Below are 23282 nucleotides of genomic sequence, written 5' to 3' on the forward strand. Positions count from 1 at the left end.
CATCTACAAGAATTTTCACGATTATAGACCGTTCCAGGGGAATGGGGGAAGATCGCGCCTCTTCAGAACAGAGCCCGGTACAGGATCTCAGGACGAGGCCGCTGTCAGAGGAAATCGAAGCGTTGTTACGGTTCCTTCCGAAGATGTGACAGAGAGATCTCCTTTCAATTGCCGGGCCAGTTGCTGCACCAGAGTCTTGCCCAGGGAGAACTCGCCCTGCTCCGACAGCGAGGCCCCTACTCCCCGATCCCACACAACAAGCTCGGCCTCCTGTTTCCGGACTCTGTGGAAGCGGATTCCCAGAGATTTTTCTCCTGTGAACCCCGGTGGGTAGGCGTGTTTGAGAACATTCGTGACGAGTTCGTTCAGGATGAGTCCGCAGGGAATCGCTTCGTTGATTGAAAGGTCTACCTCTTCCACGTGAGAATCCAGGGAGATTCCCTGGTCCTGCGCCGAGTAGGCCAAATAGAGTTCCTCCAGGATATCACCGATGTAACTCCCGAAATCAATGCGGGAGAGACTATCGGAACGGTAAATTTTTTCATGAACCAGCGCCATGGAGCGTATTCGCCCTTCTGCTTCAATAAAGGCCTCCTGCGCATCCTCCTGGGGAGTCTGAAGCATTTGAAGATTCAGGAGGCTGATAATCATTTGAAAGTTATTCTTCACCCGATGGTGTACTTCCTGGAGAAGAACCTCCTTTTCCCGCAGAGAGTCCCGCAACGCTCCTTCCCGGGCCTCCAGAACTCCCCCCATGGCGACAAAGGCGTGGTGGAGCGCCTCAACCTCCCGAAAACTGGCTTCGGTCTCCCCGAACCGATAAACTCCCGAACTGATCTGTCCCGTCTGTTCCACCAGACGTTTCACTGGTTTCAGAATGCGCCAGTACAAGGAAAAAGAGATCAGAGTCCCCAAAAGGAGGACACAGGCAAGAACGACCAGGATCGTCGTCAGAATCGTCCTTACCGGAGCAAGCGCTTCAGCCCTCTCCTGAAGAAGGGAAAGAGACCAGCCCGAAGGTTCCACAGAAACCGACAGCCCCTGATATGCCCGCCCATCCAGATAAAACTGCCGGGTTTCACCATAGCCGTCTCCGGGATCACCGGGGTCAGGTAGTTGGGTCATGTTCCTCATTTCCTGAACATACCGGGGGTCAGGATGAGCGATAACGGTCTGAACCTGATCCCTGATCAGGGCGAACCCCGTCTCTCCCAGGCGGATTCCCGAAACAATGGATCCCAGAACCGAAAGATCAAGAAACCCCACCAGGACGGACTCCCCCAGGGGCACCGAGAGGGTCGCCGTGGGAGATCCCGTCTCGAGGGACACAAAGGCTCGCGACCAGAGCGGAAGATCTCCCTTTCCCCGTTCCAGAAAAAACTGCTGCCGGGACATATCCAGGCCCATCTGCTCGGGGCTTGCAGGGACGGAGAGGGTCACTCTTCCGGTTTCGTCAAGAAGCGTCAGTCGCTTGAAGAAATCGTAGTTCTCAACCAGACGTGCCAGAAGATTCTGAACCTCCCGGGAAGACTGTTTCCCTGCAGCGTCCCGCAAAATAGCCCGGGCGTAGTTCAGGACACTCTCCGCTTCGAAGGCCACCCGCGAAACCCGGCTTGCCATCTCCCGCGAGAGAAGATGTTGCGTCGCCACAACCTCCTCTTCGAGGACCCCGCGCAAGGTTGAATAACTCACCCCTCCCAGGAAGAGCAAAGGAATCACCGTGGAAAAGAGATATAGAAACAGGAGGATCTGCTTCAGGCTGGAGAAAATCTTCACTCCTTCTCCTCATCGCTGGAAAATCCCACGATCCGGAAAGCCCCGTCCCTGACCTTAATGCGGTACAACTGGCGCAATACATCGCCATAGGAATCAAACACAATGGGACCCAGAACCCCCGGAAACTCCCGACGGGCCAGAAGGGCAGGTTTGATCTCCTCCCGTTTTCGGGTATCCTCCAGAAGGGAAATCAGCACCCGGGCCGCTTCATAGGAGAAGGTTGCGGCAAAACTGGGCTCCTCGGAAAACCGCTGGCGATAGGCCTCGCGGAACCGGGCTCCTTCCGCGCTTGAAGGGTCCGGCATGTAGCGGTTAAAGAAGACCATCCCTTCCACAGCATTTCCCCCGTGGGCAATCAACTCCTCGGTCATTGCCCAACTGCTGGAAAGAAGCGGCACCTGCGGAGCCTTAAGACGAACCTGCTGGGAGATTCGGGCTGCATCGTGTGCGCCCGTTATCAGGAAGATTCCATCGACGCCAGACTCCACAAGGCGTTCCACAACCCCCGAGAAGCGCGTCCCCGATCCCGAGCGATAGGATTCGACAAGGATTATCTCTCCACCCAGAGTCTCGAAATGATCCCTCACTTTCTGGTAAAAAGGTTCAGCGTAGCCCTCGTTCGCCTCGTCATAGATCACGGCGGCTCTCCGGAATCCTTCTGCGTCATAACTGTGTTCCGCCAGAGACAGGGCTTCTTTAACGTTCGTCTCCATGACGCGGAAGAAAAAATCATCCACCCCTGTGAGAGCATCACCACTTACGGTGGGAGAGATCAGAACCAGGCCGCGTTGCCGGGATGGGTCCTGGAGGGCCAGAGCAATTTCTGTTGTCATGGGGCCAATCACCGCTACCACGCCCGCATCGGCCAGGGCGTGCATGCGCGCGATCGCCGTTTCGCGATTCTGCTTCGTATCCCTGGCGAGGACCTCCAGAGACCGTCCCTTGATGCCGCCCCGGGCATTCTGTTCTTCCACAGCCAGGATCACCGCGTTGCGCCCCGCCCTGCCCAGATCGGAGAGGCTCCCCGTGAGGCTTCCCAAAAACCCGATAGTGATCGTATCCTGCCTGGCGCAACCAGAAAAAAGAGGAGCCAGAGAAACAATGAGGATCAGCAGGAGTATCCTGACGAATGACCAGGGACTCCTCCGCCCCTTGCACCAACGGTTCTGCCGGGAATGCTCGAAAAATTGCGCCATTAGCCCCCCCCACCTTCCTTAATGGTAAGACTCCGGGGAAGACAGGTCAATGGATGCGCCTGAGGATCGTGAAGTCAGGACATGCGGTGGTGACACCCTGCGGATGCTTTGTTTCGCAAGGCTCCCTTCACAATAAGAGATGCGCTCACCACGGCGTTTCGAAGTTCCAGAATTCTGCGGTTTACCCGGGCCTGACGATAGAACTTCATGATTCGGTGAGTGTGGTACGCCAGGTCTGCATCGGCCCGACGCAACCCCCGCTCGGTGCGAATAATACCCGCGTAGTTCCACATGGTAAGCTGAATGAGCTTCATGTCTTGATCAACCAGGAGCGGATCAACTTCTTCCGAAGAAGATGGAGCCTCCCACTCGCGAAGAGCTTCAAGACGGGACAGTTTTATTGCCTGTTCCCGGGACGCGATATCATCGGCTGCGCGGAGCCCCCAGAAGACCCCCTCAAGCAGGGATGTCGAGGCCAAACGGTTTGCCCCGTGGAGTCCCGTACAGGCAACCTCCCCCAGGGCGTAGAGATTTTTTACCGATGCCCGGCCAAAGAGATCGGCCTTCACTCCGCCGCAGAGGTAATGCGCTGCCGGAACAATCGGGATCGGTTCACAAGAGATATCAACCCCGCCCTGCAGGCAGGTTTCATAAATTGTGGGAAACCGTTCCCGGATAGATTCCCTGCCGGAATAGTAGGTGGAGAGATCCAGAAACATGCATTCCCTGCCGCTCCTGGCCATGCGGTCATAGATTGCCCGGGAAACCACATCGCGGGGGGCCAGATCAGCCAGGGGTGAGTATTCTTTCATGAACGGCCTCCCCCGGTGGTCAACGATTCTCCCTCCCTCACCCCGCAGGGCCTCGGATATCAAGAATCTCTTGATGTCGCTATGGAAAAAACAGGTCGGGTGAAACTGGACAAACTCCATGTGGATTGTCTCGGCACCCGCCCGATGGGCCATGCTGATACCATCACCCGTGGCAAGAGCGGGGTTCGTGGTATGGTGAAAAAGATTGCCGCCACCCCCGGTTGCAAGGACCACAGCATGGGCGCACCAGGTCTCGACCGTGCCGGAGGCGTTATCCAGCACATAGAGGCCCATCACCTCGCGGTCAGCAAAAACCTCCTGGACATCGTCGGAATGATGATCGTTGGTAATGATATCTACAGCGGTACGCCCCGTCACGAGAGGAATTCCAAGAGCCTGAGCGCGGGCGAGGAGAGCCTGCTGGAGTGTCTTTCCCGTGCGATCGTTGTCGTGGGCAACTCTTCGCACGCTGTGGGCAGCCTCGCCGGTGTAATGGAGCGTACCCTCGGCGGTCTTTACCAGTTTGGCCCCGACCCGATCGACCAGAAAATTCTGCACCAGCTCCGGAGCCTCCCGGGCAAAGATCTCTACGGCATCTCTCCGGTTATAGCCACCGCCGGCCCGGATAATATCCTCCCCGAGAAGCTCCGCTGAGTCATCGGGGCAGGCTGAAACAACCCCTCCCTGGGCGTAGCGGGTGTTCGTCTCCAGAAGAGTGTCTGCTTTGGTGATTACCACCACAGAACAACCCGTCTCTTTCAGACGGATTGCGCAGGAAAGACCTGCAATACCGCACCCCACAATGAGGGCATCATAGACGTGTTCCATAGCCCCCTCGAAACCGCCCTAACCCTGTTCCACGATGGAAATCATCTTGTGCAGGGCCTGCCGGGCGTCCCGGGCAAGAAACGGATCCACCTGAACCTCCTGAAACAGATCACCTCGTCCCTGGAGAAAATCCTCAACAGAGCGCACCGCCCGGGCTGTGTTCGCCACAGTGACCTTTGCCATGTTGCGGCACAACGAGGCCTTGAGGGGGAGCACCTTTTTGTCAGGATTATCCCGCGCCAGGGTCTTCACAAAGTTCAACTCCGTCCCGATGATCCAGGAGGTTCCCGGAGGAGAGCCGGCCACGGCATCACGGATCTCCCGGGTTGACCCCCAGGAATCAGCCATATCTACCACGGAGGCCTCGCACTCGGGGTGCACCATCACCTGGGCATCAGGATGCTCACCCCGGAGACGTTCCACGTCCCGAGGAGTAAAACCCACGTGGACGGGGCAGTGTCCATCCCAGAGAAACAACCTCGGCTCATCCCGATTGGAGAAATCATGGCTTCGGGTTTCGCGGGAAACCCGCAGAGTCTGCTCTGGGGGAATTCCAAGAGCCCTGGCCACATTACTGCCCAGGTGATAATCGGGAAAGAAAAAGACGTTCTTCCCTTGATCAAAATAGTATTGAAGTATCGCCGTGGCGTTGGAACTGGTACAAACGGCACCGCCTTCCTGACCGCAGAGACTCTTTGTGGCAGTATCGGAGTTCATGTACACCACGGGGACAACAGGTCGGGAGGAAGCCCTCTGAAGAAGAGTCAGAACGTCCCGAGCCGTTGCGGCATCGATCATGTCCGCCATGGGGCACCCCGCAGCCCTTTCGGGCATCAGAACCCGCTGGTGATCCCGGGCGAGAACCCGTGCTCCTTCGGCCATAAAACGCACTCCGCAAAAAACAATGAACTCTGCATCGTTTCTGCTCACATCCACAGCGAGTTTATAGGAGTCACCAACGCAATCTGCAAGATCCACTACATCGCTGGCAACGTAAAAATGGGCAGGAATCAACAGCCTCGACCCAAGACGTTCCTTCACATCAAGGATGTCAAAGAGGGATGCCCCCTCGTTTTCTATTCGTTCCACTGGTACCGCCTGGGGGTATTGGATGGTTCGTGCGCACACCGCAGAACCTGAAAAGACCCTGTATCAGCCCTCGCGGTGTGTGCGCAGGCTAAAGTCGACAGGTATTACCGTGTGCGTCAGCATCCCGAATGATATATAATCAACCCCTGTCGGGGCAACCCGGGCTATTCGCTCTCGTGTCATCGTCCCGGAGGCCTCGGTTTCTGCCCTGCCGGCTACCAGCTTTACGGCCTGGCTCATCTCGTGGTCACTCATGTTATCGAGCATGATTCGGTCAACTCCGCAGGCCAGGGCATCTTCCACCTCTTTCAGCGTTCGCGCTTCCACCTCAATCTTGTAGCGATCACCCCAGCGCGTCCGGACGCGCTCCACAGCAGCCATGATTCCTCCCGCTGCATCAATGTGGTTGTCTTTGATCATCACCATATCGTAGAGTCCGGTCCTATGATTCTCCCCCCCGCCACACCGAACAGCATACTTTTGAAGAAGCCGATAGCCCGGCACGGTCTTGCGGGTATCCAAAAGTACTGACCGCCCCCCCAGGGCATGAACGAACTCGGCAGTCCGGGTTGCTATGCCCGAGAGGTGAGAAAGAAAGTTCAGGGCAGTCCGTTCAGCCTGAAGAATCGTTCGAACCGATCCGTCCAGTGAGGCTATCACTGCCCCACCGGAGAAAGAATCGCCGTCGTTATACCTCCAGCTCACCCTCACCGAGGGGTCAACCCGAGCGACAACCGCCGAAACGACCTCTTTTCCGCAGAGGACCCCCGATTCTTTTGCTATGAGAGAAAATTGACCGGTCTCGTCGCTGAAAATCGCCTCCGAGGTGATGTCGAGCCCCTTGGGCGGGAGGCCGCCCAGATCCTCTTCCAGAGCCCGGTCAATCAGCTCGGGCAGTCCTTTCTGATAATCCTGTTCAGTTTTCATGAGCTATCCACCTAGAATATCGCTCCTCCCGAGGCGTCGCAAGAGGTCCTCCGGCCTCCACGGTATTGCGACCCCGTTTTTTTGCCCGGTACAGAGCCTGATCGGCCTGGAAGAGCAAGTGTCCCGGTCCTGCTTCATCTTCCTTGTTGCCAGGAATCGTTGCAGCGACACCCAGGCTGATGGTCAAAACTCCACCAATTCCCTGGGGATGAGGTATTTCCGCAGCCCGGACCCGCTCGCAGGCCCGAAGAGCGACCTGATAAGCTCCTTCCGAGGTGGTATCAGGAAGGAGCAGAACGAACTCCTCCCCTCCATAGCGGGCAAGATAGTCCTTGCGACGGCTTGCTTCATCGCGGAGCAAGCGGGACACTTCTTTGAGCGCCCGATCCCCGGCCTGGTGGCCGAGGGTGTCGTTATAGCGCTTGAAATGGTCGATATCCACAATGACAACAGCCAGGGAAGCTCCTTTTCGGAGGTGTTGCCCCCACTCTTCACGCAGATGAAGGTCGAGATTCCGGCGGTTCCATAACTCTGTAAGACCGTCATGATGGGCTTCATCCTGTAACAGAGCCAGGGAGAGCCGATAATCCACAACACGCCAGGAAAGAGCCAGGGAGTTGGCGAGCACGAAGAGCACCGTTCCGTACTGACTCAACCACAGAAGGGGCTGGCTGCCCCGGAGAAGGTGGAGGCCGTCGAAGAGGCCGAAAAGGGTCCACACCATAACTCCTCCGGCTATCAGGGATGATCCCCCCCGGGGTATTCGACGGGCCCGCCAGAGGGTTCGCACCAGCACCACAGCCCCCCAGGTGGCCCAGGGAATACCGAGCACGGCCAGATCAAGTTTCCAGCGCAAAGGCGCCACAAGGGAAGCTCCCAGAAGAATCATCAACCCCGCCAGGGGCCAGCGGACCTCCCTCAACGTCAACTCCCGGGGAAAAAGCCGCTGGAGAAACACCAGGTAGAGCAGAGGGAAGCCAAACAGCAAGACTCCCTGAAGGTGCACCAGGAGCAGCCCCTTCAGCATCCCCAGCGTGGCAAGAACCATCTCACCCTGAAGGGTTCCAAGAAAGAGCGCAGCTGTCACGCAGACCAGGGAAAAACAGGGATGACTCCAGTCTCTGCGGGAAGCGGGAAAGAGGAGAAGGTGAAACACCCCAACCAGAAGCAACGCCCCCGTCAGAAAACCATCGCGAAAGATCCGCGCCGAACGAATGCGCTGAAGCGATCCCAGATCTCCTGCCACGGGGGCTGCCAAGGTAAACCCTCCATAGGGCTGAAAGATATTATCAAAGGCCAGCACCAGATCAAGATCCCCGGCCTGATCAGGTAGCAGAGGAATCAGGAGACTCCGCTCCATACGAAAAGAGGCTCCCGGGGCACCCAAAAAAAACCCGAGACCCCGGGCCATCCCGGGGCGAACTCCGGGAGATGGCCCAAGCGAAGCTGTAGAAAAAAGAAGCCTGCCGTTTCCCCAGACCTGAAGCCCTCCCTGAACAAAGGGGATCGTGATCCCCGAAAGACCCTCGCGGGGAATCTGGCGCAATACAGCCCGATAGGTAATGGGACCGGAAATATAGCGATCCCCCGAAGGAAGATAAAATCGCCCCCGGGGAGGCGGAACATTCAGGAGTCGCTGATCGGCTGGATCCGGCGGATGCGTACCCGGAGGCCGGTACTCGCCTGGCATGACCGCCCATTCTCCCGTCAGAAGAAAGGGTGCAACCGAAGCCTCTTCGGGAAAAAGAAACACTCCTCCTCCCTGACCGCTGCGATACTCTGCCAGAGGCCGTGCTCGAAAGGACCACCCCGAAAGGGTCAGACAGAGCACCAGAAAAAGAGCCCCAAGAAGAAGCGAGATAAAAGGAAAAAAGTTGCGACAGAAATCCCCGGGACCACGCATCATGAGCAGATAATACTACCACAGGTCGCGCCCCTTGAGGGGGTTACCTGGTTGGGGTTACCTGATTCGCCTCTGTCTGCAGTCTGCCCTACGGGGTTGCCTCTTTTTTGTCCTGGCGAGGAGCTTCTTCCCCGGGTGTTCCCAGAAGCGATTCCTCGATAGCCGAGACAGTAGCGATAAAAGCGGGGTCGCTTCTCCGGCGGGGACGGGGCAGCTCGAGCGACCGGTCATGGAGGATCACCCCTTCGCCCATGGTGAGAACCCGATCCGCCAGAAGAACAGCCTCACTGATATCGTGCGTCACAAGAAGGACCGTGGGCTCCTCCGCCGCCCAGAGTCGGGAGAGCTCCTGCTGAAGCTGGAGTCGTGTGATTGCATCGAGCGCGCTGAAGGGTTCATCCAGGAGCCACAGGGACCGTCGCTGACAGAGAGCTCGAGCCAGGTTCACTCGCTGGGCCATGCCCCCCGAGAGCTGATAGGGGTACGCTGACCCCCAGCGTTCCATTTTCACAAGTTCCAAAGCTGCCCGAAGCCGTTCCTCTCTCTCGGGAGCCCCAAGGGCTTCCCTGCGAAGGGCCAGCAAAAGATTCTGCCGAACCGTAAGCCACGGGAGCAGCCGGTCATCCTGGAAAACAAGGGCAGCGTGATGGCGGCGATCAGGGTCCGCAGCACCGCCAAAGGAGATACTTCCCTGGTCGGCCCTGCGCAACCCCGCTATGAGCCTCAGCAAGGTGGTCTTGCCGCACCCGCTGGCACCAACAATCGCTGTGAAGGTTCCGGAATGAACTTTCAGATCCAGGCGATCCACAGCCAGGACCGATCGGTCCCGGGTGGTGTACTGACATGAAAGGTTGTGGACTTCAAGAGAGATCATACCTCAGCCTCCTGCGATTTCGGGTCTGACCAGGGAGTAAGCCTTTGAGCGACCCAATGAAGAAGCGAATCAAAAAGAAGCCCCAGCACACCGATAGTGAGTATTCCCAGCACAACCCGATCGGTCCGGGCCATTTCCTGGGAATCCAGGATGAGGTATCCCAACCCGGCAGAGGCTGCAAAGAGCTCGGCCCCCACCAGAGCCCTCCAGGCGTAGCCAAAACCGATACGCAAACCTGTTATAATGTAGGGGAGCGCTCCGGGAAAGAGCACAAAGAGAAGACGTTCCCAGTACCGCAGCTCCAGAGACAGCGCCAGTTCGTGCCACCGACCTTCCACACGCTCCAGTCCGTCGTAGGCGTTCAGAAAGATGGGAAAAAAACTGGCCATCACGATCACGGCGATCTTGGAAGCCTCACCGATACCAAACCAGAGGATCAGCATGGGAATGAGCGCAAGGGGAGGAGTTGCCCGAAAAAAAGCAAGAATGAGGGAGAACCGTTGCGACCACCTGGGCCAGTGATGAAATACTAAAGCCAGGGGCAACGCCGCTGCCACGGTAAAGGCATAGCCCAAAAAAACCCTGCCGAGACTCACCGAGACATGACGAAAAAGCACTCCCGTTTGCACGAGTCCCCGGGCAGCCTGCCACACCCGCCAGGGTGAGGGAATCAGGTAGGGGTGGACCATGCCGGCCCAGCTGAGAAACCACCAGAGACAGAAGAGGAGCCCCGGAACCCAAAGCCTCCGCAGGAGCAGCACCACAGACCGCTTCACGTCGCGCTGGCCCCCGGGACATCGCGAGAGAAAGAAACAAGGGACGAAGGAGGACGAGACGTAAACAGCTCATCCTCTTCCAGATGCAGGATATGACGGGCCGTTTCCTCCTTGTACCGTCGGTACTGTTCCTGCTCCCGGGGTGTTCCGGCCCCTTCCTGAAAGCGCTCAACCTGATCCCGAAAGCGATCATTGATAAGGTCCGTCGAGGGCCAGTAGCCTCTCCGCTGCTGGCCAACCTGGATCTCAAGATAAAAGCGCCCCCCGGGAACACGGGGAGCCTCGTCTGGCCCCGCCAAGGGGTTAATCACCAGCCGTTCCGGATGCCGCGTGGGCACACGGGTCACCAACTCAAGCGCCTCGAGAATGCCCTCACCGGGGAAAGCCGTGAGGAGCGCCAGCTCCTCACGGTCGGGGGGAGCATCGGGCGACAACTCACGGAAGGCCCGGGAAAAGAGCCGGGTCATGATGGCAGAGGCGATAATGTTCCGATACCCCAGGAACGAGAAGACCTGCTCCCACGTAAAAGATACCTCATATCCCTCGTCCAGGAGGATCAAGGGAGGCACACCGGAGACGATTTCAGCGGGCAAGAGCTGCCTCATCCACAAAGGATAGCGCATCCAGGGTTGTTTCGATCATTCCCTGGGCAAGAAGAAATTCCACATCCTCGGAGAGACTTGCCAGATCATCCGGGGAAAGGTGCATCATGAAATCGCCCCATTCGTAGAGCTTCCAGGCATCTTCCAGAGAGATCTCGTGCTCGGCGGCGCCGATAGCGATTGCCTCCTCGAGATTCTCCTCGATAAAGGCAAGAGCCCGCTCCTGGACCTGGCGATAGCGCTCCACCAGATCGGGGTGGTGCTCCAGAAACCGGGGCCGCACACCCACCACAAGCTTCGGCACAACGTACCCCTCGGCCGTGGCGATCAAGGAATAGCCCGCCTCCTGATTGCGAATAATAAGGCTCGCTGCCTGCAGCGCTGCATCGACCTCTCCCGCCAGCAGAGCCATCCGGGCCTGGGGAAGCCCCATGGAGAAGAACTCGATGTCTTCTTCGCTCATGCCGTGGGCATCCAGGGCCGAGACCAGAATCTGGTGAAGAACCGTTCCCTTGGGACCAGCCACGCGGGCTCCCCGCAGATCGGCCACCGAAGAGGGGCCATCAGGGCCAGCCATAATCCCGAAGGTCTGCTGGGGCCTGCTGAAACCAGCTGCAATGATTACCTCATTTCCGGCAGCGTTGGAGAGGATCACCGATGTGCTATTGATCACCGAGGCGATATCGAGACTTCCGGCAGCCATGGCTGTTGCCTGATGCGCTCCCGAGGTGATCTCGTGCCAGTTGATGGTGATGCCCTGGGGAGCAAACTCCTCCTCCAGAAGGCCCTTTTCGCGCATGATGATAATGGGCAGATTAAAGGGCGAGGTTACGTAGGAAACATTGATCTCCGAGGGAACCTGCGCCTCCTTGCGTCCGGCCGAGACAAAGAGAACAAGACTTGCCAGCACCAGAAGAAGTGCAGAAACAGATACGGTGTAGGACCGCTTCATGGGAAACCCCTTTCGTCTATTCTTCAGAATTGATGACTAGGGTTATAATCAAAACATCGTTGCGCGTCAATAACATTATTCGCTCAACCTAACAAGAACTTCCGGGCCTGGAAATTCTCAGAAACACCGCTGCCGTGCCCATGAGAAACGAGAACGCCAAAAACAGCCCCTGGAACCCCGCATTATCCACCAAGCCCCCCCCTGCCGCAGGCCCCGCGACAAGGGCTGTCTGGGAGGCTGCGTAATAGAGACCGGTATACAACCCGACCCGCCGGGAACCACCCATGTCCCAGAGCAGGGGCAAACAGTTCGTGGTCAGAATCACCCAGGCCGCACCCAGCAGAAACAGAAGCCCCCAAAAGATAAAAAGAGCCACCCCGGATCCCGCTTCAGCCGCCCGGGCGTTCAGACAGGCCCCCAAACCAACCAGCACAAGCAGCACCAGGGCGAGGGTCATCATTCTCCGCCGCCCCCATCGGGCTGCCAGGATTCCCCCGGGTATCGCAAAAAGCGTTTGCGAGACCGCAAGCATGCCGTAGGAGAGAGTTGCGCCAGCCTCCCCTGCGCCCAGATGGTCCCTGGCGTACATGGTAAGAAAGGGAACCACCAGCATCCAGGCAAAAAACCAGCACAACACCGCCCCGAAAACCGGCAGGGATCCTCCGGATCCGGAGGCGAGAATCTCCCGAAGTGATTCCCTCACGCCAGGGCGCCCGTCATCGGCGTGTCCATCGCCGGGGAGAGCATCTTTCCTTTCTTTAACATTCAGGAAGAGGAAGGCCGTAGAGAAGAGGATAAGGACTGCGATGATCCAGAAGGGAAGAACCCTTCGAAGCGCTCCCACTCCAGGAACTATCACAACCACGGCGATGAGAGGGGCCAGAAGCACCGTGGACGTTATACCCGCCACCCCCGCCATCATGTTGATCACTCCGTTTGACTGCGATCGATGCCGGGGAGGAACCAGGTCGGGCATAAGCGAGACAATGGGACCCCGGGCAGCGTGGCGGAAGAAGTTCATCGCCGCCAGAGCCCCCACAAGAACGGCAAAGCTCCGGTGGGCAGCCAGGGGAACTACTGCCAGGGAAAGTGCCGCCAGGGGAAGAAAGAAGAGAATGTAGGGCATGCGTTTTCCCAGGACAGTCTCCGTGCGATCCGAGAGAGTTGAAAAAAGCGGGATCACCAGGGGAGCGATCAGATTAAGAAGGCTCAGAACAACCCCAACCGACGCCGATGTGGAGAGATAATCGGCAAGCATAAGAGGGATGTAGGCACTGTACATGGGCTCAATGAGAGCCACTGTAAAAAAACCGCTCCCTATCACAAGGGAGCGGCGGTACATTCGCCGGGAAGACATCTCCCCGGCCCTGATATCATTGTTCTTCATCGATTCCTGCCCCAGGAAATGTCTTGGGCTATTTTTCCGACTCCGTCAACCCCTTCACAAAAAGCTTCTGCATACTCAGAACGATAACAATCGTGGGAATCATGGCAATGATGGTTATAGCCATCACAATATGCCAATCCGCCTGGTGGTCGGCCGTGGCCAGCATGCGGCTCAGTCCGATCATGAGCGTCCAGAAACGCCGCTCCGTCGTGGCGATCAGAGGCCAGAGATACTGATTCCAGCCATAGACGAACTGAATTACCACCAGCGTCGCGATGGGAGTTCGCGACATGGGCACCAGGATGGATCGAAAAAACCTCATGGGGCTCGCCCCGTCCATTTTTGCCGCCTCTATCAGCTCGTCGGGTATGGTCATGAAGTACTGGCGGAAAAGGAACGTAGCTGTCGCCGAAACCGCCAGAGGCATGATCAATCCCGGATAACTGTTGAGCAAGCCCATGTCGGAGACCATCTGGTAGGTGGGTACAATACGAACCTCCACGGGGAGCATGAGGGTAAAGAGCACCAGCCAGAAGGCGATTCCCCGGCCAGGGAAACGGAAAAAGACGATACCAAAGGAAGAAAGGAGCGAGATAATTATCTTGGAAATGGTAATTCCCAGCGCCATGATCGCACTGTTCTGAACCATAACCATCGCACCAATTCCCTGAGCTCCGCCTAATCCCCGTCCCCCGACAAAGAACGCGTTATAGTAGTTGTTGAACAACTCCCGCCCCGGGAAAAAGGGCATGGGTCGCTGAAAGATCTCTTCCAGCCGCAGCGTAGAGGCAACAAAGGTAATGTAGATCGGGAACATTACCACCAGACAACCAATTAAAAGAAAGGTGTGCCGGAACACCCTTGTTCGCAAAGGATCAGTAATCATCGCCTCATCTCCTAGTAGACAACTTTTCGTTCCGCAAAGCGGAACTGCAAGGCAACCACGGTTACCACAAAGGCCATGAGAATCACCGACTGTGCCGCCGATCCTCCAAAATCAAGGCCACGGAAACCGTCACGGTAAATCCGGTATACCATGGTAGCTGTGGCGTTGCTGGGCCCTCCCTGCGTAAGCTGATGAATGACCGGAAAGGTTTCAAAAAAGGTGTAGATAAAGTTCATGATCACCAGAAAAAAGGTCGTGGGTGAAAGCAACGGGAAGGTAATCTTCCAGAACCGCACTGCCGGCGAAGCACCATCAATTGCGGCGCTCTCAATGAGCGAGTCCGGTATGCTCTGCATGCCACCCAAATAAAAGAGAAAATTGTAGGCAATTCTCTGCCATGATGCCGCCAGGACCACCAGGAAAAAGGCCTGGCCGGGGATGATCGTGTGATTCCAGCGGACTCCAACCATGCGCAACCCGTAGGATATCAAACCGACGGAAGGACTGAAGAGGAAGAACCACATAACACCCGCCACAAGCGGAGCAACTGCGTAGGGGGCAATAATAACTGTCCGGTAAACAATGGCTCTTTTCCCTATTCCCGTTGACAGGGCCGACAGAAACAAGGCGATCGCCATAGTGGAGGCTGCCACAGAAAAGGCAAAACCCAGGGTTGTCCAGATAGCCCTGACATAAAGCGGCTCCGACAAAACGCGCTGAAAGTTTTCAAACCCGACAAAAACCCGGGAGATCCCGAAGGCATCCTCCCGAAAAACCGACTGCAACAAAGCCTGGGCGGCCGGAAATATGAAGAAGGCCAGCACCAAAATAACTTCCGGAGCTATGAGCAGGTAGGGCAGCCCCTTCTCTTTGAAAATAACTCTTTTGCCCATCATGGGGATTGATTCCTCCGTACTCTCAGAGATAAAGATGCCGGGGCCCCCACGGTCCTGGGGACCCCGGCGCAGAAATGGTAGGACGAAACCCGTCCTCGTGTTGAATCTTCGCTTGCCGGGTGCACGCGCCCAAGGCGGCCTCACCCGGCATCATAATGCGGGCCTCAGATTATTGGACGGTCCGCTCAAACTCCCGAAGCAGGGCGTTGCCCCGTGATACGGCCTGGTCCAGAGCCCGCTGGGCGGTCATCTCGCCGGTCAGAGCCGCTTCCATCCCGTCCAGGATCACGTTGCGAACCTGGGGAAACATTCCGAACCGGAGCCCCCGGGAGTTGTCCGTGGGAGGATTCAGAGTGATCTGGGAGATAGCGGTGTTGTGAATGGGGATCTTGTCGTAAAACCCCTGCTCCCGAGAAAGTTCCCAGGCGGCGTAGGTCACGGGAAGATACCCGCTGAACTGATGCCATTCGGCCTGAACCTCGGCAGAACTCAGGTAGGCGAAGAACTCGGCAATCCCCTGGTATTCCGCATCGCTGTGACCGCCCATAACCCAGAGAGACCCGCCACCGATGATGGAGTTCTGGGGGGCTCCTGCTACATCGGGCCAGTAGGGGAGAAAGCCGGCGCTGAACTCGAAATTGGCGGTGCGGGCGATCCCTGCGTAGGCAGCCGAGGAGGCGATGTACATGGGAACGTCACCGGAAGTGAAAAGCGGTGTTGCATCACCACGGCGTCCACCGTACTGAAAGACACCATTTTTCTGCCAGTCTACCAACTGCTGCAAATGGCGCACACGCACTTCATCGTTGAAGACCAGTTCAGCGTCCCACCCGAGCATTCCGTTTGCCCTGGTTCCAAGGGGAACATCATGCCAAGCGGAAAAGTTTTCCATCTGTGTCCACGAAGGCCACTGGAAGGTAAATCCTGCAGAATAGTTACCCGTCGCCATCAGCTTTTCGGCTGCTTCGGCTACTTCCGGCCAGGTTGAGGGAGGATCGTGAGGATCCAGTCCCGCTTCCCGAAAGGCATCGATGTTGTAGTAGAAGATCGGCGTGGAACTGTTAAAGGGAAAAGAGAGCATGTTTCCTTCCAGGTCCGAATAGTAAGCGGTAACCTGAGAGAGATACTCGTCCTTGTTCATGGGCATACCTGCATCGGCCATGAGCTCGTAGACAGGCTTGATGACCTGGCGGCTTCCCATGAACGTGCCGGTTCCAACCTCGTAGACCTGCAGAATGTGGGGTTGATTACCCGCACGGTACGCAGCAATCGCGCTGGTCATGGCCTCTTCGTAATCGCCCTGCTCCACCACGTTGATCACGTATTTGTCCTGGCGGCTGTTAAAATCGGCAGCCATTTCCTCTATACGCTGTCCCAGATCTCCACCCAGACCGATCCACATCTCAAGTTCCATCGGATAGTCGGGGCGAGCTTCTTCTTTTGCTCCTCCTGCAAAGGCCATGGCAGCCACACCTGCAAGACAAACACCAACAAACAACAGCTTTCGTATCATGCGTTCCTCCTTGTCAGAATCTCCGGCAGCACGTCCCCATGACGCCTTTTCCGGCAATCGATACCCTTAATTTGAAGCACTTCTGTTAGCGCAAAATGAGAATCCAGGCGGTTTTTATTTCTTCCTATTAAGAAACTAAACGCTGTAAGCAACCATCTCTCCGCCTCTTCCCTCGTTGCCCGTGGAAAGAAATGCTTGCCATTGGACTTTTTTATTCCTTTCGGCGGCAATTATCAAAAACCAGCGCCGCCTCCTTGATCAAATGTTAAATCAGGAATAACAGGACGTCAAGGAAAAAAGGTTTTCACGTAAAAGGCTAATCTGATCCTGGAGAAAAATGACAAAAAAGAGATCGTGATCAGAGGTGAAACAGGACCAGAAAGCCCGCCAGCATTGCCAGGATAAGCCCATCAAGACTTCCCAGGGCATGCCCCAGACGCCCGAACGAATCGGAACACCCCGAAAGACGGCAAGTACTGCACCCCTCCCCGGAGGTCATCTCCCTGCTCGGGCGCAGAAGAACATGCTGGCGCAGGGCCACAAGGAACCCACCGGCAATCAGAAACCCCAAAGCCTCCAGCGAAGATCCCAAGCGAACAAGATCAACCCGCACAACCCCCTGAAACAGGACCCCCGCCAGAAGAACCAGAAGAGCTATCTGCTCCCGGGGCGAGACACGCACCACCCGCTCCTTTGTCCCAGGAGCGATCATCAGCAAAAAAAGGGTCCCAAAGGAGGCCGCCGTACCCAAAGCTGCCGCTTTCAGCACCCAATATGCCACCTTTCCAGCGGGACCAACTTCTATCGCGGCGACACCGGCCAACACCAGCTGCTTTCCTGCAAATCCACTAAACCCGGGCAACCCCATAACGGCTGCCACGGCAACAAGAAAAGCCACCCCCTCCAGAAAGGAGGAGCACCGCATTCCTCCTTTGCTGCGAAGCATCCTGAAATCGTGCGTACCCAACCCTTCAGCAAGACGCCCCACCAGAAGAAAGAGCAGACTCTTGAAAAGAGCGTGGGCTACACCATGAAACAAAGCAGCTCCCAGAGCGCCCGCAGCGAGGGCTGCCGCGACATACCCCAACTGAGAGATGGAACTATACGCCAAAAGGCGTTTCACATCGCTTTGAAAAAAGGCCGCAAAGGCCCCCAGAAAGGCCGATACCACCCCCATCCAGAGCAAAGCCTGCACCAGGGGATACTCGGCGCCAGCCTGGATCAATAACAGCAACCGATAGAGAACCACCACCCCCGTTTTCAGAAGCACTCCCGAAAGAAAGGCCGACACAGCCGTGGGCGCTTCGCCATGAGCCGAGGGCAACCAGCCATGAAAAGGCACCAGAGCAACCCGCATGGCAACGCTCCCGATCATGCAGGCCAGACCCAGGCGAAGCGACGAAGACAGCTCGCCGGCGCTGGAAATATGCGCCAGCAAAGGACGCAACGCCAGCTCGCCCGTAGCACGATAGAGAAAGAAAAGCCCCAACAGATAAAAGGCGATAGATACTGCCCCCACCACCAGATAGCGGAAGGCCGCGTACATCGCACTGGCTCGACCCTGAAAGGCGATGAGAATAACCGCACAGAGCGAAAGGACCTCGAAAAAAACAAAGATGTTAAAGAGGTCCCCCGCCAGCACCACCCCGCCAACACCGGCCACGGCGATGGAAAAGACAGCAGCGAAGAGACACCCCAGGGAACGATCTCCGGAAGCAAAAAGGAGAATAAAAAAGCTGACCCCATACAATAGAGGCCCAAAGACAGCCGCCGGAAAATCAAGAATCAGGAGGATACCCACCTCCGGAGCCCAGCCCCCGACCACCCCCTCCAGAGGGAGCGCGCCCGAAGACCAGCCCCGGAGCGCCAGGATCAGAAAGACCGCAAAACCCGAGGCGATTCCCGTCAGGGCACAGGCCCACCCCACCCGCCGGGCGTGCCAGGTTTCAGCTAGAAGCCCCAGGACAGCTCCCGCCAGGGGAAGCAGAACCGGAAAAAGCAGTGCCTGATCACTTCCCACGACCCCCCCCCTTCCGGCGGAAAAACATCTCGATTTTCGGGATATCGGTAGTTCCCGTGGCATCAAAGATACATTGAATCAGAACCAGAAGGAGGGCCGTAACACAGACCCCCACCACAATCGCCGTGAGCATCAGAGCCTGCACCAGAGGGTCAACGGGAATCTCGTCTCCCCGAAAAAGAATGGGAGCATCCTGGCCCGCCCGTTTTCCCTGAAGTATGAAGATGAGCACCAAAGCGCTATTGAGTACGTTCAGGGCGATCACCTTGGTCACAGCCCGGCGGTTAAGAAGGAGCCCCGCCAGCCCTACCAGAAAGATCGCTCCCGCCAGATACCACGCCAGACCTCCAGCCGAAACCACGTCGAGCGGGATGAGTCTGACCGGGAAGATCTCTGCCAGAATCATCAGGGACGCCTCCGGTCGTCTTCAAAGAGCGTAAGAGCCAGAAGGGTCACACCGCTTCCTACCTTGACCCCGATGAGAGCATTCAACGTCGAGAGAACCAGCCGTGGGGGGAGCCAGAACCGGTCGCTACCGGCCGCCGGGGGATAGGAAAAGAGGCCTCCCCAGAAAAAAACCCCTCCCAGAGCAACCAGCAGGACCAGAAAAAAGGCAAAAACTTCGACAAAATGAAGCGCCCTCAGAGGAAAAAGCCGCTCCACGTCGTAAATATCCCGGCCCAGGGCCAGCAAGATCACCGCCGAGGCAATCACAACCCCGCCCTGAAACCCGCCTCCGGGAGACCGGTGAGCGTAGGCAATCAGGTACAACCCGAAGACCATCACGAAGGGTGCCAGTTTTCGGGAAATCACATCGAGAAGCTCCGTTCGTCGATTCATTTCTTTCCCCCGGACCCGGAACCCGCAAAGAAGCTGACGCCCGCCACGGCAAGCATCAGCACGATCGCCTCACCCATGGTATCGTAGGCGCGAAAGGCAAGGTAGATGGCACTCACCACATTGATCGCTCCCGTTTCTTCTTCGCTGGCCGTGAGGAACCCTGCCCGCCCCGCCCCGACAGCCTCCTCGCCCGGGGAAGGGACCAGCGCACCCAGGAGGACCCAGCCAAGAAGACCCACCAGGGTCAGAACCAGGAGGTGTCGCGCAACCTCTCTCATTGAGCCCTCCCTGATACCGATCTGGTATGACGAAGAACCCACACGAAAATCAACGTGGTAACACCAGCCCCCACGGCCGCCTCGGTGAGCGCCACATCGGGAGCGTCCATCAAATAAAACAGAACGGTACTCACCAGACTAAAGAGCCCCAGCGCCAGAACGCCCACCAGCTCCTTCCGGGCGGTCACTGCAAGAAGGGACAGGATCAGCTGGATCGTCAGAAGAAGTTCGATCATCGCGACCCCCGCCAGGGTATAATGCGCTCCCGCCAGGCGTAGCGGCCGATAATATGCGTTGCCGTGGGGCTCGAAACGAGGAAAAAGAGGAGAAGCACCACAAGCCGCCCTGTGAAGGGGCCCGGATCAACCCAGAAAATTGAGCCGATCAGAAGCGAAACAACCGCCGTGGTTCCACTCAAAGCACCCGCTTGAAGGCGGCTGTAGACATCGGGCATGAAAAGAACTCCCAGCGTTCCGAGGATCGCGAAAAAAGCTGCCAGAATGAAAAAGAACCAGCCTAATCCAGCGACAATCATGGCTGCTCCTCCCTGTTTCCCACATAGCGTGTGATCGCAAGAATCCCGATGAAGCCGAAGATATCGTAAACCAGCGCCACATCGAGATAGAAGGTGAGGCCCTGGTCAACGGCGATGAGCACCAGCAACCCCAGGACCTGCGAAGCCACCACGGTGAGCCCCACCATCCGGTCCGCTACGGAAGGACCCAAAACGACACGAACCATGGAGAGCGCCGTGGTTGCAGAAAAGACATAAATCAGAAATCGCACAGGATCCATCACGCTACCCCCACAAGCGCCTTAAAAGCTTTTCAAACCCTCCCATGATCAACACACCAGCATGGCGGCTGTGCGAGGTTGAAGCACTCATCCAGTGCACCACCAGGTGGTCTTCGTCCATCTCCAAAGCTACCGTGCCGGGGGTCAGGGTGATCGATGTGGCCAGCATTGCCCGGGCAATATCGCTACGCAGGCGTGTCCGGAAATGAACCACCCGGGGGCGAAAGGAGCCGCTCAGCATGATCCAGGCCATGACAAAACTGGACTGGTAGATCTTCCAGAGAAGCAGCAAAAGATAGCAGATTCCCCAGTGCATCCGCGGGACGAGGCTTCGCCAGGCAACCTCGGTCTCTGCAATGAAGGAGTCGAAGGTCAAGAGAGCCACCAGAAAGGAGCAAAGTCCGCCCAGAACAAGCGATTCCCGGTCAAGGCTTCCGGTAAAAAGCAACCACCCTGCAAAGAGATAGCACGTGGTAATACATACCCGGACAACGGCCCATTTTGTGGAACTTCTCATTGCTCAGCACTTATCCCTCACGGGAACGGATCATCTCCACCACTGCCTGCGGGACGGTTGCTTCCAGAAGCTCTTCCCTGAACCGGGCATCATGGAGAAGGCGTGCAAGCTTGCTCAGAGTCCGCAGATGTTCGTTCACAGATCCCTCCGGCGCCAGCAACAGAAAAAAGAGCCGCACCGGTATTCCATCGGGCGATGAAAAATGCCCCCCCTTTCGGGTCTGGAGAAAGGCAACCTGAGGCTGCGATACCAGCGGGGTCAGCTTGTGGGGAATCGCCACACCGTCGCCGATAGCCGTGCTGACCTCGCTGTCCCGTTGCAGGATCTCCCGAACCAGCCGCCCCTGATCCTCCAGAGGGTGAACTCCTGCAACAAGCTCCACAAGGCGCTCAACAATGTGCTGTCGCCGGCGTTTCGCAAAATCAAGCTCAATCGTCCGGACCTCAAGGAGCGAGGAAATCATCATGATTCTGTTCCCTCCCGGGAATGATCGATAAGGCCCGCAGCGTAGTCCACGGGAACGGTGAAAAATATCCCTGTCCCCCCCGAAGAGAGCCCCCCCACCACCTGGTCCAGGAGCGATTCCAGCCGGGGGATAGCCTCAACATTGGGGACAACCGAGATAATCGTCTTGTTGTAGGGTTTATTGCCCTTCATGAAGCGGCGAAACTCGGCGAAGAGCGGCACTTCGTAGGAGAGAAAGCGCCCCATACCCTCGGAATCGAGAATTGTGGCGCCCTGAATACCCGCCTCGACGTAGGCCTCCAGAACTCGCTCCAGAAGATCCTCATTGTTCAGGATAAAGACAACTAATTTCACGGAGCAAGCATAGCCAAGATCAGGTTTTGTTGCTACCGCCGCCAAAGGCTCTGTGGGAGGCACTCCCGCCACAGAGCCTCATCGGGGCAGGTCAGGAGGAACAGGTCTCCTCACCCCGGCTCGAATCGAGGAAGCGGATCACATCGGCAGCGGTATAATCCAGACCAATTTTTCGAATCAGCACCCGCAACGAATCCAGGTACTCTCCCGGAACCAGCAGGGGCTTTTCCAGATACCCGCCGGCATATTCCATGGCCGCTCCAACCGCCGCCATGAGGGCGTTACACAGGCACCGGGCATCCTGGGGTGTTTCGGGATCACCGCCCTTGCGGATAAAGAGCTCAGGACTCTCGGCAGGACAGCGATACCCGATGACGCCATCTTCTTTCTTGTACAGATGCCGGAGAAGCCCAAGATTGCAGACCCGTTTTCGCTGAGCGAAGAGAGCCTCCTCGGCTATAGTCCCCTCCATGAGGGCCATCTTTATGGGATACCCCGTGGGAGAAGCTCCAGGATGGGTGAAGACGCGCATTTTCCCCGCCTCTACAGCCTGGAGAAACTTCTTTTTCAGCTCCGGGAGAAAACCCGACTCCCGGCAAAAGGCAAAGAGCGTCCCCACCTGAATCCCCCAGGCTCCCGCCTTTTCGGAGCGCTCCAGCGAATTCTCATCGCTACAGGACCCGGCCATCCAGAAGGGCACATCCATTTTTGTCATCCGCAGGGTATCAACCTGATCCTTGGGACCATAGACGGGCTCTCCCTGGTCGGTCAGATGCAAGGGTCCCCGGGGAGGCGCGTTATGCCCCCCTGCCGTGTGATCTTCCACAATGATTCCATCCACCTTTCCCGAAGCCCGGGAGACCATCGTCTGAGCCAGGACGTTCGAAGAAACGATGGAGAGAAAAGCTGGTCGCTTCAACTGTGCAGGAGGTGACGAGAGAACCCGGGCGGGATCAAAGTGGCGCAGGAGCGTTTCACCTTTTTCTGCTCCTTCCAGGGCCAGAGTGATCGAGCCTGCCTCGCCCCGGGCGTAGGCGTCGAGCAACCCTGGTATCTCCAGAGGAATACCCGCCCCCATAAGAACGTAATCAACACCGGCCAGCATAACGCCATAGATCGCCGCAGGGTTGGGCAGCTGGATCTTTTCCAGAAAGTTCACCCCCACCGCTCCCGAGTGCCCTTCCTTTGCAAGATACACCTCAACAAAGTTAGCCGCCACCAGGAGTTCCTCTACCTCACGAGAGGGTTCCACCGTAATCATTGGAGGATTTTCAAACCGGTGGAAATCGGGAGTCCCTTCTTCCCGATAATAGCGGGCCAGAATACGCTGGGCCACCTCCTGGTCGGGAAAGGCCGCAAGACCGCGCCGCATATGCCCTCCGGGATCTCCCTGCTGAAGCCGACGGGTCAGAAGTATGTCCAGGGCGGTCCCCGAGACAACCCCCATTTCCCCCTCAAGTGCTACAGCACGAGCAAGCCTCCAGTCGGAAACACCTACTCCCATGCCGCCCTGTATAATCCTTGGATGCTCCATCGTTTCCTCCCTCAGCGCTCTGCGATCGTCGAAAATGCGGTCTTCGTACTACTGCCCCCATA

Annotated in this window: 25 protein-coding genes; all 25 read right to left on the reverse strand. The window is 57.2% G+C overall.

The genetic code is table 11. The features are described from left to right. Positions 1–87: 87 nt before the first annotated feature. On the reverse strand, positions 88–1776 hold the full coding sequence (locus BW950_RS08260) for a sensor histidine kinase (protein ID WP_076488818.1): 1689 nt from the start codon (positions 1774–1776) through the stop codon (positions 88–90). Beyond that, positions 1773–2972: an ABC transporter substrate-binding protein gene (locus BW950_RS08265; RefSeq protein ID WP_076488819.1), complete on the reverse strand. Its 1200-nt coding sequence runs from the start codon at positions 2970–2972 to the stop codon at positions 1773–1775. Before BW950_RS08265 ends, BW950_RS08260 begins: the two co-directional genes overlap by 4 nt. Positions 2973–3046: 74 nt before the next feature. Next, entirely contained in the window at positions 3047–4612 is a 1566-nt protein-coding gene (gene nadB / locus BW950_RS08270; protein ID WP_076488820.1) for an L-aspartate oxidase, read from the reverse strand. Between the two features lie 18 nt (positions 4613–4630). Continuing rightward, on the reverse strand, positions 4631–5701 hold the full coding sequence (locus BW950_RS08275; protein WP_159438761.1) for a quinolinate synthase NadA: 1071 nt from the start codon (positions 5699–5701) through the stop codon (positions 4631–4633). Positions 5702–5764: 63 nt separating this feature from the next. After that, complete coding sequence (gene nadC / locus BW950_RS08280) at positions 5765–6628, reverse strand: carboxylating nicotinate-nucleotide diphosphorylase (RefSeq protein ID WP_076488821.1); 864 nt, start codon at positions 6626–6628, stop codon at positions 5765–5767. Continuing rightward, positions 6618–8534, reverse strand: a complete 1917-nt coding sequence (locus tag BW950_RS08285) for a GGDEF domain-containing protein (protein ID WP_076488822.1) — start codon at positions 8532–8534, stop codon at positions 6618–6620. The genes nadC and BW950_RS08285 overlap by 11 nt, the downstream gene beginning before the upstream one ends. Positions 8535–8619: 85 nt before the next feature. After that, positions 8620–9405: an ABC transporter ATP-binding protein gene (locus tag BW950_RS08290; RefSeq protein ID WP_076488823.1), complete on the reverse strand. Its 786-nt coding sequence runs from the start codon at positions 9403–9405 to the stop codon at positions 8620–8622. Then, entirely contained in the window at positions 9402–10181 is a 780-nt protein-coding gene (locus tag BW950_RS08295) for an ABC transporter permease (protein ID WP_076488824.1), read from the reverse strand. Before BW950_RS08295 ends, BW950_RS08290 begins: the two co-directional genes overlap by 4 nt. Beyond that, positions 10178–10774, reverse strand: a complete 597-nt coding sequence (locus tag BW950_RS08300; protein WP_143559177.1) for a hypothetical protein — start codon at positions 10772–10774, stop codon at positions 10178–10180. Before BW950_RS08300 ends, BW950_RS08295 begins: the two co-directional genes overlap by 4 nt. Continuing rightward, a complete protein-coding gene (locus BW950_RS08305; protein WP_076488826.1) occupies positions 10764–11735 on the reverse strand; it encodes an ABC transporter substrate-binding protein in 972 nt (323 codons plus the stop codon). The genes BW950_RS08300 and BW950_RS08305 overlap by 11 nt, the downstream gene beginning before the upstream one ends. Positions 11736–11823: 88 nt before the next feature. Then, positions 11824–13122 carry an MFS transporter gene (locus BW950_RS08310; RefSeq protein WP_076488827.1) on the reverse strand — a complete coding sequence of 433 codons (1299 nt, stop codon included), beginning with the start codon at positions 13120–13122 and terminating at the stop codon, positions 11824–11826. Positions 13123–13150: 28 nt separating this feature from the next. Continuing rightward, the gene (gene ugpE, locus BW950_RS08315; protein WP_076488828.1) at positions 13151–14008 is read right to left on the reverse strand and encodes a sn-glycerol-3-phosphate ABC transporter permease UgpE; all 858 of its coding nucleotides are present in this window, start codon (positions 14006–14008) and stop codon (positions 13151–13153) included. 11 nt (positions 14009–14019) lie between these two features. Beyond that, a complete protein-coding gene (gene ugpA, locus BW950_RS08320; protein WP_200796806.1) occupies positions 14020–14904 on the reverse strand; it encodes a sn-glycerol-3-phosphate ABC transporter permease UgpA in 885 nt (294 codons plus the stop codon). A gap of 169 nt (positions 14905–15073) precedes the next feature. Continuing rightward, positions 15074–16417, reverse strand: a complete 1344-nt coding sequence (gene ugpB / locus BW950_RS08325) for a sn-glycerol-3-phosphate ABC transporter substrate-binding protein UgpB (RefSeq protein ID WP_076488829.1) — start codon at positions 16415–16417, stop codon at positions 15074–15076. 358 nt (positions 16418–16775) lie between these two features. Next, positions 16776–18437 (reverse strand): complex I subunit 5 family protein, encoded by a 1662-nt coding sequence (locus BW950_RS08330; protein WP_076488830.1) that lies wholly within the window; start codon positions 18435–18437, stop codon positions 16776–16778. Further along, entirely contained in the window at positions 18427–18843 is a 417-nt protein-coding gene (locus BW950_RS08335) for a sodium:proton antiporter (RefSeq protein ID WP_083943860.1), read from the reverse strand. Before BW950_RS08335 ends, BW950_RS08330 begins: the two co-directional genes overlap by 11 nt. Then, entirely contained in the window at positions 18843–19277 is a 435-nt protein-coding gene (locus BW950_RS08340) for an MnhB domain-containing protein (protein WP_076488831.1), read from the reverse strand. The genes BW950_RS08335 and BW950_RS08340 overlap by 1 nt, the downstream gene beginning before the upstream one ends. Next, a complete protein-coding gene (mbhE, locus tag BW950_RS08345) occupies positions 19274–19555 on the reverse strand; it encodes a hydrogen gas-evolving membrane-bound hydrogenase subunit E (RefSeq protein WP_076488832.1) in 282 nt (93 codons plus the stop codon). The genes BW950_RS08340 and mbhE overlap by 4 nt, the downstream gene beginning before the upstream one ends. Then, on the reverse strand, positions 19552–19791 hold the full coding sequence (locus tag BW950_RS08350; RefSeq protein ID WP_076488833.1) for a Na(+)/H(+) antiporter subunit B: 240 nt from the start codon (positions 19789–19791) through the stop codon (positions 19552–19554). Before BW950_RS08350 ends, mbhE begins: the two co-directional genes overlap by 4 nt. Further along, positions 19788–20090, reverse strand: coding sequence for a cation:proton antiporter (locus tag BW950_RS08355; RefSeq protein ID WP_076488834.1), 303 nt, complete (start codon positions 20088–20090; stop codon positions 19788–19790). Before BW950_RS08355 ends, BW950_RS08350 begins: the two co-directional genes overlap by 4 nt. Next, positions 20087–20350, reverse strand: coding sequence for an MrpF/PhaF family protein (locus BW950_RS08360; RefSeq protein ID WP_076488857.1), 264 nt, complete (start codon positions 20348–20350; stop codon positions 20087–20089). The genes BW950_RS08355 and BW950_RS08360 overlap by 4 nt, the downstream gene beginning before the upstream one ends. 4 nt (positions 20351–20354) lie before the next feature. Beyond that, complete coding sequence (locus BW950_RS08365) at positions 20355–20867, reverse strand: Na+/H+ antiporter subunit E (RefSeq protein ID WP_076488835.1); 513 nt, start codon at positions 20865–20867, stop codon at positions 20355–20357. Between the two features lie 10 nt (positions 20868–20877). Further along, positions 20878–21333, reverse strand: a complete 456-nt coding sequence (locus BW950_RS08370; protein ID WP_076488836.1) for a PTS sugar transporter subunit IIA — start codon at positions 21331–21333, stop codon at positions 20878–20880. Continuing rightward, positions 21330–21758, reverse strand: coding sequence for a hypothetical protein (locus tag BW950_RS08375; protein WP_234969063.1), 429 nt, complete (start codon positions 21756–21758; stop codon positions 21330–21332). Before BW950_RS08375 ends, BW950_RS08370 begins: the two co-directional genes overlap by 4 nt. A gap of 19 nt (positions 21759–21777) precedes the next feature. Then, the gene (locus BW950_RS08380; protein ID WP_076488837.1) at positions 21778–23220 is read right to left on the reverse strand and encodes a nitronate monooxygenase; all 1443 of its coding nucleotides are present in this window, start codon (positions 23218–23220) and stop codon (positions 21778–21780) included. Positions 23221–23282: the final 62 nt, after the last annotated feature.

Origin of the sequence: Alkalispirochaeta americana, assembly GCF_900156105.1 — a bacterium.
In the GTDB taxonomy this organism is placed as follows: Bacteria; Spirochaetota; Spirochaetia; order DSM-27196; family Alkalispirochaetaceae; genus Alkalispirochaeta; species Alkalispirochaeta americana.